Annotated in this window: 11 protein-coding genes and 2 pseudogenes; all 13 read left to right on the forward strand. The window is 54.5% G+C overall.

What is annotated here, in order from left to right; all coding sequences use genetic code 11:
* Positions 1-4 precede the first annotated feature (4 nt).
* The gene (locus ACF8EA_RS01215) at positions 5-4231 is read left to right on the forward strand and encodes an RHS repeat-associated core domain-containing protein (protein WP_392520978.1); all 4227 of its coding nucleotides are present in this window, start codon (positions 5-7) and stop codon (positions 4229-4231) included.
* Positions 4228-4863, forward strand: coding sequence for an imm11 family protein (locus tag ACF8EA_RS01220; protein ID WP_392520979.1), 636 nt, complete (start codon positions 4228-4230; stop codon positions 4861-4863). The genes ACF8EA_RS01215 and ACF8EA_RS01220 overlap by 4 nt, the downstream gene beginning before the upstream one ends.
* Before the next feature lie 600 nt (positions 4864-5463).
* Positions 5464-5952, forward strand: coding sequence for an imm11 family protein (locus ACF8EA_RS01225; RefSeq protein ID WP_256559351.1), 489 nt, complete (start codon positions 5464-5466; stop codon positions 5950-5952).
* Between the two features lie 180 nt (positions 5953-6132).
* Positions 6133-6312: a hypothetical protein gene (locus ACF8EA_RS01230; RefSeq protein ID WP_054889733.1), complete on the forward strand. Its 180-nt coding sequence runs from the start codon at positions 6133-6135 to the stop codon at positions 6310-6312.
* Between the two features lie 8 nt (positions 6313-6320).
* Positions 6321-8801 carry an RHS repeat-associated core domain-containing protein gene (locus ACF8EA_RS01235; protein ID WP_392520980.1) on the forward strand — a complete coding sequence of 827 codons (2481 nt, stop codon included), beginning with the start codon at positions 6321-6323 and terminating at the stop codon, positions 8799-8801.
* Positions 8802-8805: 4 nt separating this feature from the next.
* On the forward strand, positions 8806-9402 hold the full coding sequence (locus ACF8EA_RS01240) for a hypothetical protein (RefSeq protein WP_392520981.1): 597 nt from the start codon (positions 8806-8808) through the stop codon (positions 9400-9402).
* Positions 9403-11634: pseudogene (locus tag ACF8EA_RS01245) on the forward strand (RHS repeat-associated core domain-containing protein); the annotation flags it as partial. It abuts the gene before it with no gap.
* Between the two features lie 77 nt (positions 11635-11711).
* Positions 11712-12029, forward strand: a complete 318-nt coding sequence (locus ACF8EA_RS01250; protein WP_392520982.1) for an HNH endonuclease — start codon at positions 11712-11714, stop codon at positions 12027-12029.
* A 10-nt stretch (positions 12030-12039) separates the two neighbouring features.
* The gene (locus ACF8EA_RS01255) at positions 12040-12531 is read left to right on the forward strand and encodes an SMI1/KNR4 family protein (RefSeq protein ID WP_392520983.1); all 492 of its coding nucleotides are present in this window, start codon (positions 12040-12042) and stop codon (positions 12529-12531) included.
* 268 nt (positions 12532-12799) lie between these two features.
* Positions 12800-15262 (forward strand): annotated as a pseudogene (locus tag ACF8EA_RS01260) (RHS repeat-associated core domain-containing protein); the annotation flags it as partial.
* A gap of 367 nt (positions 15263-15629) precedes the next feature.
* Entirely contained in the window at positions 15630-16058 is a 429-nt protein-coding gene (locus ACF8EA_RS01265) for a hypothetical protein (RefSeq protein ID WP_103444340.1), read from the forward strand.
* A gap of 3 nt (positions 16059-16061) precedes the next feature.
* Complete coding sequence (locus ACF8EA_RS01270; protein ID WP_275967273.1) at positions 16062-16487, forward strand: tol-pal system YbgF family protein; 426 nt, start codon at positions 16062-16064, stop codon at positions 16485-16487.
* Positions 16488-16638: 151 nt separating this feature from the next.
* The coding region (locus ACF8EA_RS01275) for an NTF2 fold immunity protein (RefSeq protein ID WP_392520984.1) at positions 16639-16880 on the forward strand (242 nt) is incomplete at its 3' end.

Here is a 16880-nt window from a genome sequence, read left to right on the forward strand (position 1 = left end):
CCTCATGTTCGAAGCGGCCAGGTTCGGCGACGAGATATCGCACACCAGCGCGCTGGGGGGCTTCCTGATCGGGGCCGCCCTGGGGATTGCGCTGGTGGCCACGGTGGCCATCGCCACGTTCACCTGCGGGTTCGGCGTGGCCTTGCTGGCCGGCCTCGCAGCCGGCATCGGGGGCAGCTTGCTGACTGCCGCCGGAGAGGCGATAGGCAGTATGTTCTCGTCCCCCTCAGGGACGATAACCACTGCCTCACCCAACGTGTTCATCAACAGCCGCAAGGCCGCCCGCGTCGAAAAAAGCATCGGTGCCTGCGACAAGCACCCAGGGCCGGTGCAGATTGCCGAAGGCTCGACCAACGTCTTCATCAACAGCGTCGCCGCCGCGCGCAAGGGCGACAAGCTGACCTGCGGCGCCACCATTTCCGGTGGTTCGGACAACGTCATCATCGGCGGCGGCACCTACCGTTACCTGCCCGTGGACGATGAAGTCCCGGAGTGGCTGCGCACCACCGTGGATGTACTGATGGCCATCGCCGGTGCCGCAGGCGGTATCGCCCAGCTGATCAAGGCGGGTACCCAGGCCGGCATGAAAGCCGTCATGCCTTGCGCCCTGAAGTTCACGGCCGGCTTCGTCGCCGGTGAGGTGGCCAGCCGTTACGTGGTCGAACCCGTGGCCCGCAAGGCTATCGGCGGCCTGGTCGGCAACCCCGTCGACCTCACCACGGGCCGCAAGCTGATCCCCGATGAAATCGACTTCAGCCTGCCGGGCCTGATGCCGATCGAGTGGTCGCGCTTCTACGCCAGCGACCTGACGGTCGACAGCGTACTCGGCCGCGGCTGGGTGCTGCCCTGGGAGCAGAGCCTGCGCCGCCAGGGGGCATTCATCTACCTCACCGACAACCAGGGCCGCGAAGTCCCGTTCGTGACCCTGCAACCGGGGCAGCGCATCTACAACCCGTACGAGCAGGTGTACCTGGTGTGCACCGAGGGCGGCCACTACATCCTGCAGACCCTCGATAACCTGTTCTTCTACTTCGGCGAAGTGCCAGACACCAACACCGAAGTGCCGCTGCAGCGTATCGAGAACGTCCTCGGCCACTTCCTGCACTTCACCCGCACGCCCGACGGCACACTGACCGACATCAGCGCCACCGGCGGCACCCGCGTGCACCTGCACTACGACAACCCGCTGGGTCGCCTGACCGACATCAAGCGCGTGGTCAACAATGAGGCGGTCGAAACGCTCACCCAGTACCGCTACGACGAACACGGCCAGCTGAGCGCGGTGATCAACCGCAACGGCGACACCGTGCGCAGCTTCAGCTACGCCGACGGACTGATGGTGACCCACAGCAACGCGCTGGGGCTGGGCTGCCACTACCGTTGGCAAACCCTGGGCGACAGGCCGCGCGTGATCGAACACTGGACCAGCGACGGCGAGCACTACCACTTCCGCTACGACCTCGATAGCCGCACCAGCTGGGCCACCGACGTGCTCGGCCGCGAGCTGGAAGTGCAGTACAACGCTGACCACCGCGTGGTCGCCAGCCGTGATTATGGCGGCGAGCGCTACGCCATCGAGCTGGACGAACACGGCAATATGGTTGGCCTGACCTTGCCGGACGGTAACCGCCTGCAATTCAAGTACGACGAATTCTCCCGCCTGCTCGAAGAAACCGATCCGCTCGGCCGCAAGACCCAGTACGAATATCACCACCTGACCACGCTGGTGACCCAGGTCAGCTACCCGGATGGCAGCACCTGGCGAGCGCGTTACGACGACAAGGGCAACCTGCTCGCCGAATTCGATGCCCTCGGCCAGATGACCGAGTACCTGAACAGCGATGACGGCCTGCCGCACACCATCATCGATGCGACCTACAAGTCCAAGTACCTGTGGTGGAACACCCTGGCCCAGGTCGAGCGCTACCAGGACTGCTCGGGCAAGAGTACGTACTACCGCTATGACGAACGCCAGCACCTGGTCGCGGTAACAGACGCGCTGAACCAGACCACCACGCTGGAGCGCAAGCCCGACGGCGAAGTGCTGCGCATCAGCCACCCGGACGGCACCACGGAAAGCTTCACCTACAACGTCTACGGTCAGGTGCTCAGCCACACCGACGGCAAGGGCCAGACCACCCGCCTGATGCGCACGGCCCGCGGCCTGCCGAGCAGCCGCCAGGATGCCAAGGGCCAGAGGGTTCGCTACGAGTACGACAAGGCCATGCGCCTGACCGCGCTGGTCAACGAAAACAACGCCACGTACAGCTTTGCCTACGACGCTTCGGACCGGCTGAGCGAAGAAGTGCGGGTGGATAACCTGACCCGGCGTTTCAGCTACAACGTCGGTGGCCATCTCACACGACTGGATGAGATTGGCTATGGCGAAAATGCCGAGCGGCCGGAGCGCCATACGCTGTTCGAGCGTGATGCCATTGGCCGTTTGGTCGCCAAGATCAACCGTGATGCGAGCCAGACATTCGCATACGACGACGGTGACCGGTTGCTGAGCATCGAGCGGCAACCGAGCGGGATCGGCAAGCAGCTTGGGATCACGGAAGAAAAGCTGGAATACACCTACGATCTGCTCGGCCGGCTGACGAAAGAAATCACCCCTGACGGCACGCTTGGCTACGAGTACGACCCGCTTAGCAACCTGACCACGCTGACCCTGCCGGATGGGCGCAAGGTCAATCACCTGTACTACGGCAGCGGTCACCTGCACCAGCTGAACCTGGATGGTCAGGTGATCAGCGACATGGAGCGCGATGACCTGCACCGCGAGGTGTACCGGACCCAGGGCAAGCTCACCAGTTGCTTCGGTTATGACGCCATGGGGCGCAAGGCCTGGCAGTTTGCCTCGACCTTGCCGGCCGACAAGCTCTCGCAAGTGCACAACACCGGTGTGAATACCTCGTTGCTGGTGGAGCACGCCTACAACCCGATCCACCGCCGTTATCAGTACGACCCAGCTGGTGAACTGGTGCGTACCCTCGACAAGCTACGCGGCGAGATCAAGTACGAGTACGAAGCCAACGGCCAGTTGCGCAGTCGTGATACCGGCTCGTTGATCGGCAGCGAGGAGTTCCGCTACGACCCGGCAGCCAATCGCCTGGACTTCAATGCGCGGCAGTTCGACAAGGTCAAGGACAACCGGATCAAACAGTGGCGGGATCAGGAGTATCGCTACGACCCGTGGGGCAACCTGATCGAGAAGCGCTCGGGGCACAGCAAGCTGCAGCACTTCGCCTATGACTGTGAGAACCGGCTGGTGCGGGCGGAGACGTTGGTCAATGGCAAGCTGGAAAGCCAAGGCGAGTATCGTTACGACAGCTTGGGGAGGCGAATAGCCAAGCAGGCTGAAATCAATGGCGAGGTCGAGCAGAAGCGCTTCCTCTGGCAGGGGCTGAGGATGCTGCGGGAGGAAACGCCTGGGCAGAGCATCTTGTACCTGTACGAGCCGGGTAGCTATGCGCCGTTGGCGCGGGTTGATCAGGTTGAAGGGGAAGAGCAGAAGGTCTATTACTTCCATACCGATCAGATTGGTACGCCGCTGGAGCTGACGGACAGTGACGGGAAGATCATTTGGCAGGCGACGTACCGTTGTTGGGGGGCTGTAGAGCAACTGCCTGTTAATAAGGTTGAGCAGAATCTACGCTTCCAAGGCCAATACTTTGATGTCGAAACCGGACTGCATTACAACACTTTCAGATTCTATGATCCTAAGGTTGGCCGATTTTTGACTCAGGACCCCATAGGCTTGGCAGGGGGCTTGAATATATATTCGTACGCTGAAAACCCTATCCAAGAAATCGATCCGCTGGGGTGGTGCTCTACGAAACTGGGTAATAACATGGGGGCCAGAAAGGGGGATGGAATGGCTAATCATCATTTAATCCCCGAAGAAATAATGAAAAAGCCTCGTTACGAGAAAATGTTTAACAGGCTTCGGTCAATGGGCTTTAATGATGATGGTGCATCCAATGGTATATTTTTGCCGGGTAGTAAGAAGCTAACGCAAAACATTGATCTGCCAGGGCATTGGTCAAGTCATGCTAAATATACTAAGGTCATTGAGTCTAAGATTTCTGCTTTGAATGACGCCTTTAGGGCTGGTAAGGTTTCTGATACGCAATTGGTATTAGGTATAGGTAAAATCCAGAATTTCGCGAGAGAAAGTCTGGAGAATAATACGTTTGTTGTGGATGCGATCACTGGGAGGCTTTTGTGAGTGGTTCCAATTATTACGTTTTACGCTATGACCCGCAGGGCAGTGGCTGCCCAATCGTGTTGTCAGGTTTTTTTAATTATAGTGAGTTTGAATGGGATCCGTTTGAGCCAAGTCCGCTGGGGCTAAATATAACAAAAAAATATGTTTTAAAGCTGTCCGGGCTTGAAATGGAATTGTCGGATCTGGAGTTTGATTACTACAGCATCGGTGATACTTATGTTTCGAAAAAATTTTTAGAGGTTTGCGATGAGGTTGGGGGGAAGTATAAGGCTATTCCTTTGGAGATAACCTATAAGGAGCAGTCTAGGAAAGGGGAGTTTTTCATTTTTCTTCCTGGTGAAAGTTTAGCGGCTCTGGATAAGATTGAGTCGGTATTCGAAACATCCAAGGACCTGGAGACCGGTCTCGAAATTGAAAGTCATATTTATACGGGGGCGGTGAATATTGATGCTATAAGTAGGTTTGTGGTTTCCCCAGAGCTGCAGTCGGATATTTTTAGATGTCAAGAAACCTTAGAGCTGTTTTGTAGTGAGAGGTTCAAGTCGGCGGCAACTGGCTTGAAGGGTGTTTCGTTTGAAAAAGTTGATGATAATTATTCGTATGATGCATGGGCTGAATTGAACGATATTTGAAGGCTCTAAGAGCTTTGCGAGGGGCTAGATGTCTTTGATTGTTGCGTGTCACGCCAGACCTTTGAAAATATGCAGCGCGTTGGTTCTGCCTAACAGGCGGCAGTGCCAGCGTTGCTTTTTTAGCACAGCGAGTGTAAGCGAAGCCTTCGCTCGTCAATCTTTAGACGGCGTGTCTCAGGGGGCTATAATACGATGCTTGGGATATATGGCTTTCAAAAAAATCATGTTGTTCCCGCGGCAGCTATCTAAGAATGCTGCAAGCAAGTGGGTGAGGTAACTGTTCATAATTTATACAATATTGATTTCCTGCCGAAATGTGAGGAGAGTCACCGGGTGTGAACGGTATATCGAAGCTCTTCCGCGTAATAATACTTCGACCATAGAGAAAAACTGGATGTTATTCACGATTACGTAAAAAGGTTGAACCAAAGCGGACTATCAAAAGGCTAACTCACGGAGTCATGGTTGATGAGAGAAAGGGATTGCGCGCAGATGAGTCGGCGCTGAATAAAAACTCTGCTAGAGAACCAGCTTGTGGTTAGGAATCATATACTTTCTATTTCAGATGATTACCCTGAGAGTTACTGGCTGAAGGTAAAGATGTTGTCAGGTGAAGAATCTGGGGTTTTTAAAGAGGGTGTGGCTGTAAGCAAGGATATAAAAGTCTGCTTCGAGGGATCAAAAAGGGTCAGTGCCTCCAAGCTCTTGAGCTATGATTTTTTTTACAGTGACGGGCCCAATTTGATTTCGCCACGGCTCTACGAATTAATGAGGGCAGAAAACATTTCTGGTGTTCAGTTTGTGGATGCGGATCTACTGATAGGTGAGGTTTCCTATGCTGGTTACAAAGTGTTCAGCGTGATTGATAAATCACCAGCTTTTAACTTGAAGGAGTCCGTTAGCGAACCGTTGCTTAGCTATATGCCAGATGGCCCTAGATGGTTCAGCAAGATAGTTTTGGATGATGAGGCAATACTTTCTAGTGACGTCGTTAGGGCTGAAGAGGAAAGCTCCGTCATTGTGGTGGCTGCTCGCGTCAAGTCTATTTTTGAAAATAGCTCGGTTCGCGGAGTGCAGTTTAAGGATTAGACATCTTGTCTTCGGGTCTTTCGAGATTTACTTTCTGCATAAGTTTTGTTGTGAGAGTTTGGTGGTGTGATCTTTAACAGTTAAGTATTGGACTGGCTCTGCCAAAGTGTTAGCGGAGCCAGTATTTTTACGGCATATATCGGCTAGCGCATCTACAACCCGTACAAGCAGGTGTACTTGGTGTGCACCGAGGGCGACCACTTCCTGCACTTCACTCGCACACCCGACGGAACATTGATCGACATCAGCGCCACCGGCGGCCCCCGCGTGCACCTGCAGTACGACAACCCGCTGGGTCGCCTAACCGACATCAAGCGCGTGGTGAACAACGAAGCGGTGGAAACGCTTATCACCACCTGACCACGCTGGTGACCCAGGTCAGCTACCCGGATGGCAGCACCTGGCGAGCGCGCTACGACGACAAGGGCAACCTGCTCGCCGAATTCGATGCCCTCGGCCAGATGACCGAGTACCTGAACAGCGATGACGGCCTGCCGCACACCATCATCGATGCGACCTACAAGTCCAAGTACCTGTGGTGGAACACCTTGGCCCAGGTCGAGCGCTACCAGGACTGCTCGGGCAAGAGTACGTACTACCGCTATGACGAACGCCAGCACCTGGTCGCGGTAACAGACGCGCTGAACCAGACCACCACACTGGAGCGCAAGCCCGACGGCGAAGTGCTGCGCATCAGCCACCCGGACGGCACCACGGAAAGCTTCACCTACAACGTCTACGGTCAGGTGCTCAGCCACACCGACGGCAAGGGCCAGACCACCCGCCTGATGCGCACGGCCCGCGGCCTGCCGAGCAGCCGCCAGGATGCCAAGGGCCAACGGGTTCGCTACGAGTACGACAAGGCCATTCGCCTGACCGCGCTGGTCAACGAGAACAACGCCACGTACAGCTTTGCCTACGACGTGTCGGACCGGCTGAGCGAAGAAGTGCGGGTGGATAACCTGACCCGGCGTTTCAGCTACAACGTCGGTGGCCATCTCACACGACTGGATGAGATTGGCTATGGCGAAAATGCCGAGCGGCCCGAGCGCCATACGCTCTTTGAGCGTGATGCCATTGGCCGTTTGATTGCCAAGCTCAATAGCGATGCGCGGCAAGACTTCGTCTACGACGACGGCGACCGGCTGCTGAGCATCGAGCGGCAACCGAGCGGGATCGGCAAGCAGCTTGGGATCACAGAAGAAAAGCTTGAGTACACCTACGATCTGCTCGGCCGTCTGACCAAAGAAATCAGCCCTGACGGCACGCTTGGCTACGAGTACGACCCGCTCAGCAACCTGACCACGCTGACCCTGCCGGATGGGCGCAAGGTCAATCACCTGTACTACGGCAGCGGTCACCTGCACCAGCTGAACCTGGATGGTCAGGTGATCAGCGACATGGAGCGCGATGACCTGCACCGCGAGGTGTACCGGACCCAGGGCAAGCTCACCAGTTGCTTCGGTTATGACGCCATGGGGCGCAAGGCCTGGCAGTTTGCCTCGACCTTGCCGGCCGACAAGCTCTCGCAAGTGCATAACACCGGCATCAATACCTCGTTGCTGGTCGAGCACGCCTACAACCCGATCCACCGCCGTTACCAGTACGACCCGGCCGGTGAACTGGTGCGTACCCTCGACAAGCTACGCGGCGAGATCAAGTACGAGTACGAAGCCAACGGCCAGTTGCGCAGTCGCGATACCGGCTCGTTGATCGGCAGCGAGGAGTTCCGCTACGACCCGGCAGCCAACCGCCTGGACTTCAATGCGCGGCAGTTCGACAAGGTCAAGGACAACCGGATCAAACAGTGGCGGGATCAGGAATACCGCTACGATCCGTGGGGCAACCTGATCGAGAAGCGCTCGGGGCACAGCAAGCTGCAGTACTTCAGCTATGACTGCGAGAACCGGCTGGTGCGGGCGGAGACGTTGGTCAATGGCAAGCTGGAAAGCCAAAGCGAGTATCGTTACGACAGCTTGGGGAGGCGAATAGCCAAGCAGGCTGAAATCAATGGCGAGGTCGAGCAGAAACGCTTCCTCTGGCAGGGGCTGAGGATGCTGCGGGAGGAAACGCCTGGGCAGAGCATCTTGTACCTGTACGAGCCGGGTAGCTATGCGCCGTTGGCGCGGGTTGATCAGGTTGAAGGGGAAGGGCAGAAGGTCTATTACTTCCATACGGACCAGATTGGAACCCCGCTGGAGCTGACCGATAGCGAGGGTGAGATTGTCTGGCAGGCGACATATCGCTCGTGGGGTGAGATAGAGCAGCTAGCGGTCAATGAGGTGGAGCAGAACCTACGCTTCCAAGGTCAGTACTTTGATGCCGAAACGGGGCTGCACTACAACACGTTCCGATTCTATGTCCCTGAAATCGGGAGATTTCTGACACAAGACCCCATCGGTCTAGCAGGTGGAGATAATTTATATCAATATGCACCTAGCCCTATAGGGTGGATCGATGAACTAGGTCTGTCGTGCAACTCAGATGCCAAACTTCTTCGAAAAGAACTCGGGATAAGTCCACAGGGGGGAGGTCAGTATGATGCGCATCATATTGTGATGTCCAACTCGAAAGATGCGAGGATGATTGCACTCCGGAAAAAGATGGATGAATTGGACATTGATATAAATGATAAGCGTAATGGGATTTGGCTGCCCAATACCGAGTCTGCAAGGGTTCCAGGTACAACTGCCACCCCTCACAAAGGTGCGGGTGTGCACGGCAAAGCCTATAAGCAATATGTCTTTGATAAGCTTTCCGTAGCCAATGGTCGAGAGGAATTTCTCAGCGCACTTTCCGAGATTAAGCAGTCGCTGTTTGATGGTATTTCATTTAAAACGATAAGGTAGAACTATGCTGGTAGAAGATTTGAAGCGCTTTAAAGATGAGGTTGTCAAGAAGGCTGAGGATTCTTCCTTTGTTTTGGATTTTGATCCTGATTGTGCCGAAGCCTCGAATATTAAGTGGTCGAAAGGGGTCGGAATTTCATTTATTCCTTATGAATTAGAGATGTCAGGTGTAAAGCCAAGCAGGCTGACTGCAAAGGAACCTACAAGTAAAAAAAATATAAACAAATATTATTACGTGGATGGGCGGTTGCAGAAGGTAGATATCTACAATGCAAAGGGTGAAATTCATGGGTTTGAATATTTTTTCTATGATGACAGGCGAGATTATTCAATTAAGATGAATCGTCACGGCGAACGTTTGTGGGTCAAGGTAATTGATAAAGAGCAAGGAGAAGTACGTAAAGCTTGCAGGGTTGATTTTGACTCGGAATTTTGGACGTTAGGTTACGACTGGAATCAAGGGCGTCTTCAGGAAATTCTAACGTTTTCGTCTAATAGCTTGCCAGGTATTAAGATATATCCCGTTTTCGAGGAAGGGGATCTTGTGGGCTTATTCACTTTGCGTGGTGAAGAGAAAATATATATTTATGATGAGCGGTAGGTTGGCCTGACCTTGCCGGACGGTAACCGCCTGCAATTCAAGTACGACGAATTCTCCCGCTTGCTCGAAGAAACCGACCCGCTGGGCCGCAAGACCGTTTACGAGTATCACCACCTGACCACGCTGGTGACCCAGGTCAGCTACCCGGATGGCAGCACCTGGCGAGCGCGCTACGACGACAAGGGCAACCTGCTCGCCGAATTCGATGCCCTCGGCCAGATGACCGAGTACCTGAACAGCGATGACGGCCTGCCGCACACCATCATCGATGCGACCTACAAGTCCAAGTACCTGTGGTGGAACACCCTGGCCCAGGTCGAACGCTATCAGGACTGCTCGGGCAAGAGCACGTACTACCGCTATGACGAACGCCAGCACCTGGTCGCGGTAACGGACGCGCTGAACCAGACCACCACACTGGAGCGCAAGCCCGACGGCGAAGTGCTGCGCATCAGCCACCCGGACGGCACCACGGAAAGCTTCACCTACAACGTCTACGGTCAGGTGCTCAGCCACACCGACGGCAAGGGCCAGACCACCCGCCTGATGCGCACGGCCCGTGGCCTGCCGAGCAGCCGCCAGGATGCCAAGGGCCAGCGGGTTCGCTACGAGTACGACAAGGCCATTCGCCTGACCGCGCTGGTCAACGAGAACAACGCCACGTACAGCTTTGCCTACGACGCTTCGGACCGGCTGAGCGAAGAAGTGCGGGTGGATAACCTGACCCGGCGTTTCAGTTACAACGTCGGTGGCCATCTCACACGACTGGATGAGATTGGCTATGGCGAAAATGCCGAGCGGCCCGAGCGCCATACGCTGTTCGAGCGTGATGCCATTGGCCGTTTGGTCGCCAAGATCAACCGTGATGCGAGCCAGACATTCGCATACGACGACGGTGACCGTTTGCTGAGCATCGAGCGGCAACCGAGCGGGATCGGCAAGCAGCTTGGGATCACGGAAGAAAAGCTTGAGTACGCCTACGATCTGCTCGGCCGGCTGACCCAAGAAATCACCCCCGATGGGACGCTAGCCTACGAGTACGACCCACTCAGCAACCTAACCACGCTGACCCTGCCGGATGGCCGCAAGGTCAACCACCTGTACTACGGCAGTGGGCACCTGCACCAGTTGAACCTGGACGGCCAGGTCATCAGTGACATGGAGCGCGATGACCTGCACCGTGAGGTGTACCGCACTCAAGGCAAGCTCACCAGTTGCTTCGGTTATGACGCCATGGGGCGCAAGGCCTGGCAGTTTGCCTCGACCTTGCCGGCCGACAAGCTTTCGCAGGTGCACAACACCGGCATCAATACCTCGTTGCTGGTCGAGCACGCCTACAACCCGATCCACCGCCGTTACCAGTACGACCCGGCCGGTGAACTGGTGCGTACGCTGGACAAGCTACGTGGCGAGATCAAGTACGAGTATGAAGCCAATGGCCAGTTGCGCAGCCGTTATACGGGCTCGCTGGTGGGCAGCGAAGAGTTTCGTTATGACCCGGCGGCCAACCGGTTGGACTTCAATGCGCGTCAGTTTGACAAGGTCAAGGACAACCGCATCAAACAGTGGCGGGATCAAGAGTACCGCTACGACCCGTGGGGCAACCTGATCGAGAAGCGCTCGGGGCACTGCAAGCTGCAGCACTTTATCTATGACTGCGAGAACCGGCTGGTGCGGGCGGAGACGTTGGTCAATGGCAAGCTGGATAGCCAAGGCGAGTACCGGTACGACAGCTTGGGGAGGCGAATAGCCAAACAGGCGGAAATGAATGGCGAGGTAGAGCAGAAGCGCTTCCTCTGGCAAGGCTTGCGGATGCTGCGGGAGGAAACTCCTGGGCACAGCATCTTGTACCTGTACGAGCCGGGTAGCTATGCGCCGTTGGCGCGAGTTGACCAGGCGGAAGGGGAAGGGCAGAAGGTCTATTACTTCCATACTGACCAGATTGGCACGCCGCTGGAGCTTACGAACAGCGATGGCGCAGTCGTTTGGCAAGCTACGTACCGCTCGTGGGGCATGCTAGAGCAGCTAGATATTAGTGAAGTCGAGCAGAACCTTCGATTTCAAGGGCAATACTTCGACGTTGAGAGTGAGCTGCATTATAATACCTTCCGTTATTATGCGTCGGATATTGGGCGCTTTGTAACTCAAGATCCATTGGGTTTAGGTGGCGGTGTAAATCTTTACCAATATGCGCCTAATGCCACTGCATGGATTGATCCTTGGGGGCTATCTTTCAAGAGTGTGAATTTTGAGGGTTCGCCTGAGTTGTTCCCCGTAACCGGCAACCAAAAAATATCGTATCTATTCAAATGCAAGGGTCTCGAGGTCGAGACTTTACTGAAGCTTACAAGCAAGCTGGTTTGTCAAAGGCTCAGGTCAAATCGATTGGTAAATATACTTGGCATCATTTGGATGATTTCGATCCTGTAACTGGTAAGGGAACAATGCAGTTAGTAACTCAGGCCGCGCACGAGGCTTCGTTGCCCCATACAGGGGCGGTGGCACAATTCGAGAAGCATTTCGGTTTGCCTTCTGGATCTTACGGGACACCTGAAGCTGTAGCTATCTCGCAGGACAAGGGGTGGCTGAAAGGGCGCCCACAAAAAATAACGTCTACAACTTGTTGAGGACTATATGGTGGATGATTTTAAACTCTTCAATTCTGATGTCGCTATTTCAGGGCTTGATATTGATGCACTTGAGTCTGAAATCGGTATGAGATTTCCTGCGGAATTTAGGGCGCTATACCTGACCTTCAATGGGGGTGAGCCTAATCGGGCATTTTGGGCGGAAGACGAAAATTATGAGCCGATTAGAGTTGAAGATTTTAAGAGTATTGCTAGTGATGGCGCTGTAGACAAGAATGAGACTAAGTACATAGGTGGTTGTTTCAGGTTGATGGTGAGCAGGAATGTCTTGCCAGCACACTTGGTGCCATTTGCCGTAGATGAGGCGGGTAACTTTATTTGCCTTGATAAAAATGAGGGCAAGGTGATTTATTTTGCGGTGGACATTTTTCAGCCCGATATTGATATGCATCTAAATCACATCAATGCTCAACGGGTTCTTTCGTTTTCATTTCATGAGTTCATTGGGTCCTTGCTTCATGAGGATCAAGTTGATCAGTGAGTGTGTGAGGTGTTGCACTGAAGGCTGAAAGCTTTTACTGGCTTTAGCGCTTTAGCGCTTTAGCGTGAATGTCAGTGAATGCTGGCTTTAATTCAACCTTCGGCGCTATACTTTCTAAGTGGATTTAGTGTGGCTGGAATCTTTAATAACTTAACGTCGGAGGGCTGAGGCGTTAGCCTCAGTCATTCCAGTAAACGAGTCACACTGAATAGAACGTCCTGCAGCAGTCAGGCGAGATTGCTCTTTTAGCCGATAATTCGACAACTAGGCCGTTGAAACGCTCACACAGTACCGCTACGACGAACACGGCCAGCTGAGCGCGGTGATCAACCGCAACGGCGACACCGTGCGCAGCTTCAGCTACGCCGACGGCCTGATGGTGACCCACAGCAACGCGCTGGGGCTGGGCTGCCACTACCGTTGGCAAACCCAGGGCGACAAGCCACGCGTGGTCGAACACTGGACCAGCGACGGCGAGCACTACCACTTCCGCTACGATCTCGATAGCCGCACCAGCTGGGCCACCGACGTGCTCGGCCGCGAGCTGGAAGTGCAGTACAACGCCGACCACCGCGTGGTCGCCAGCCGCGACTATGGCGGCGAGTGTTACGCCATCGAGCTGGACGAACACGGCAACATGGTCGGCCTGACCTTGCCGGACGGTAACCGCCTGCAATTCAAGTACGACGAGTTCTCCCGCCTGCTCGAAGAAACCGATCCGCTCGGCCGCAAGACCCAGTACGAATATCACCACCTGACCACGCTGGTGACCCAGGTCAGCTACCCGGATGGCAGCACCTAGCGAGCGCGCTACGACGACAAGGGCAACCTGCTCGCCGAATTCGATGCCCTCGGCCAGATGACCGAGTACCTGAACAGCGATGACGGCCTGCCGCACACCATCATCGATGCGACCTACAAGTCCAAGTACCTGTGGTGGAACACCCTGGCCCAGGTCGAACGCTATCAGGACTGCTCGGGCAAGAGCACGTACTACCGCTATGACGAGCGCCAGCACCTGGTCGCGGTAACAGGCGCGCTGAACCAGACCACCACGCTGGAGCGCAAGCCCGACGGCGAAGTGCTGCGCATCAGTCACCCGGACGGCACCACGGAAACCTTCACCTACAACGTCTACGGTCAGGTGCTCAGCCACACCGACGGCAAGGGCCAGACCACCCGCCTGATGCGCACCGCCCGCGGCCTGCCGAGCAGCCGCCAGGATGCCAAGGGCCAGCGGGTTCGCTACGAGTACGACAAGGCCATGCGCCTGACCGCGCTGGTCAACGAGAACAACGCCACGTACAGCTTTGCCTACGACGCTTCGGACCGACTGAGCGAAGAAGTGCGGGTGGATAACCTGACCCGGCGTTTCAGTTACAACGTCGGTGGCCATCTCACACGACTGGATGAGATTGGCTATGGCGAAAATGCCGAGCGGCCCGAGCGCCATACGCTGTTCGAGCGTGATGCCATTGGGCGTTTGGTTGCCAAGATCAACCGTGATGCGAGCCAGACATTCGCATACGACGACGGTGACCGGTTGCTGAGCACTGAGCGGCAACCGAGCGGGATCGGCAAGCAGCTTGGGATCACGGAAGAAAAGCTTGAGTACGCCTACGATCTGCTCGGTCGGCTGACCAAAGAAATCACCCCTGACGGCACGCTTGGCTACGAGTACGACCCACTCAGCAACCTGACCACGCTGACCCTCCCGGATGGGCGCAAGGTCAATCACCTGTACTACGGCAGCGGTCACCTGCACCAGCTGAACCTGGATGGTCAGGTGATCAGCGACATGGAGCGCGATGACCTGCACCGCGAGGTGTACCGGACCCAGGGCAAGCTCACCAGTTGCTTCGGTTATGACGCCATGGGGCGCAAGGCCTGGCAGTTTGCCTCGACCTTGCCGGCCGACAAGCTTTCGCAGGTGCACAGTCGCGATACCGGTTCGCTGATCGGCAGTGAGGAGTTCCGCTACGACCCGGCAGCCAACCGCCTGGACTTCAATGCGCGGCAATTCGACAAGGTCAAGGACAACCGGATCAAACAGTGGCGGGACCAGGAGTACCGCTACGACCCGTGGGGCAACCTGATCGAGAAGCGCTCGGGGCACAGTAAGCTGCAGCACTTCAGCTATGACTGCGAGAACCGGCTGGTGCGGGCGGAGACGTTGGTCAATGGCAAGCTGGAAAGCCAAGGCGAGTACCGGTACGACAGCCTTGGGGGGCGGGTGGCCAAGCAGGCTGAAATCAAGGGCGAGGTCGAACAGAAGCGCTTCCTCTGGCAGGGGCTGAGGATGCTGCGGGAGGAAACGCCTGCGAAGAGCATCTTGTACCTGTACGAGCCGGGTAGCTATGCGCCGTTAGCGCGGGTCGATCAAGTTGAAGGGGAAGAGCAGAAGGTCTATTACTTCCATACGGATCAGATTGGTACGCCGTTGGAGTTGACGGACAGCGAGGGCAAGATTGTTTGGCAGGCGACGTATCGGTCTTGGGGGGCGATTGAGCAACTGGCGATCAATGAAGTCGAGCAGAATCTACGGCTCCAGGGCCAGTACTTTGATGTTGAAACGGAGCTTCATTACAATACGTTCCGATATTATGATCCTTAAATTGGACGATTTATTTCTCATGACCCTATAAGCTTGCTCGGTGGTGATAATTTATACATTTTTGCACCTAGTACCACTGGATGGATTGATCCTTGGGGGCTAAGCTGTCGAACAGAGTATCTGGGCAGAACTCCTGGCAAATCTAGCAGGACCGGCCGAAAAGTAATTGAAAATATGAGAGGCGAGGGTCGAATTAGAGGTGAAGGTGACTCGATGGAATTTAAAAGCTCGACCGATAAGCAGTGGTATTCGGTTGGAGAGGCCGATATGGCACATAAGTATGATGCGGTAACATATTGGAATGATAGAAGTGGGTTCTTTGGAGCTAAGTCTAAGGAGGTTAGAAAGTGGATGCTTGATTCGAAGAACTATGAGCTGGAGCATTAATCGTATAACAGGTCGGCAGGTGCAAAATTGAATCAGTTCTACCGGTCGCCAGATAATATTGTTGGTCTGCACGAAAGTTTTCAATATTGAGGTGTTTATGAAAGATTTGTCGGAAGTGAACTTGCAGCTGTATCAAAGAATAGTAGCGGCTATGGAGTCTGGAAATGCACTGCAAGAGAAAGGGGCTTATCAGGCTGCTTTAGAAAAGTACAAAGAATCGTGGAGTATGCTTCCCGACCCAAAAGAGCAGTGGGATCTTTGCCACTGGATCGAAAAATGCAATTCCGAGGTCTATTTGAAGCAGCAAGATTATGAAAGTGCGAAGATATGGGCGCTCAAGGCGGTTGAGTCGAAACCACCTCGAGAAACGTCCAGTTTTATCATTCTTGGTGCATGTTTTCTCGGGTTGGGTGAGGAGGGATATGCATTTGACGAAATGAAAAAAGCTTTCGATATGGGCGGCGAGAGAGCATTCAAGGGATTTGATAAAAAATATCTCGCCTTCTTTGCTGGTTTCAAAGGTTAAAGAATGGGATTTTTACCAGATCAGGTTCATGAGGAGATACTGGTTCTTAGTGAACAGGGTAATCTGCTGATGGAAAAAGGTCGATATCCTGATGCTGTCGAAGCGTTCACGGCTGCCTTGGTCAAACTGCCTGAACCCATCGAGCAGTGGGAGGCGTTCGTTTGGTTGAAGGCCAGTATTGGGGACGCTCTATTTTTTATGCAGGACTATAGTCGGGCCTTGAGCGAGTTTTTTGAAGCCGCCAACGGCCCGGACGGCGCACAGAATGCGTTCGTAATTCTTCGTTTAGGCGAGTGTCTATACGAACAAGAAAATCCAGATGCGTTGGATTATTTATGCAAAGCATATTTTTTGGAAGGGGTAGATATTTTCAAAGACGAAGATATAAAATACTTTAGCGCCGTTGAATCTGTATTGGGAATGGCATGAATGTAACGTCTGTTTTTTTGGGGCTGGATCTTATCATCGCCAATCTGTGATGTGTATTGTAAAGGCGAGAAAATTCTTGAAGGTATTTTTTGGAATTAAAATGACTAAGGAAATATAGTGCTGAATCACTCCTAGTGAACTAGTAGCTTTCATGAGGGAAATGAACTGCTGGGAGGTTGAGTTCTTTGGCCAGCGTAAAAAAAGCCTGGCTCAGGGGGTAGAAGATTCTCAGCTAAAAGAAAAGTATGCAAAGCAACTTGAGGAGATACTTGATAAATATGCCGTTAAGGATAAGTCTAATTATGGGCGACTTGTCGATCTTGGGTGCACTAAGCCTGCCACTTATGATCCTGCGACTGATGAGTTAGAGGTTTTGGAGGGGGGTGAGAAAAC

The organism is Pseudomonas sp. YQ_5, assembly GCF_043103305.1.
GTDB lineage: Bacteria > Pseudomonadota > Gammaproteobacteria > Pseudomonadales > Pseudomonadaceae > Aquipseudomonas > Aquipseudomonas putida_Y.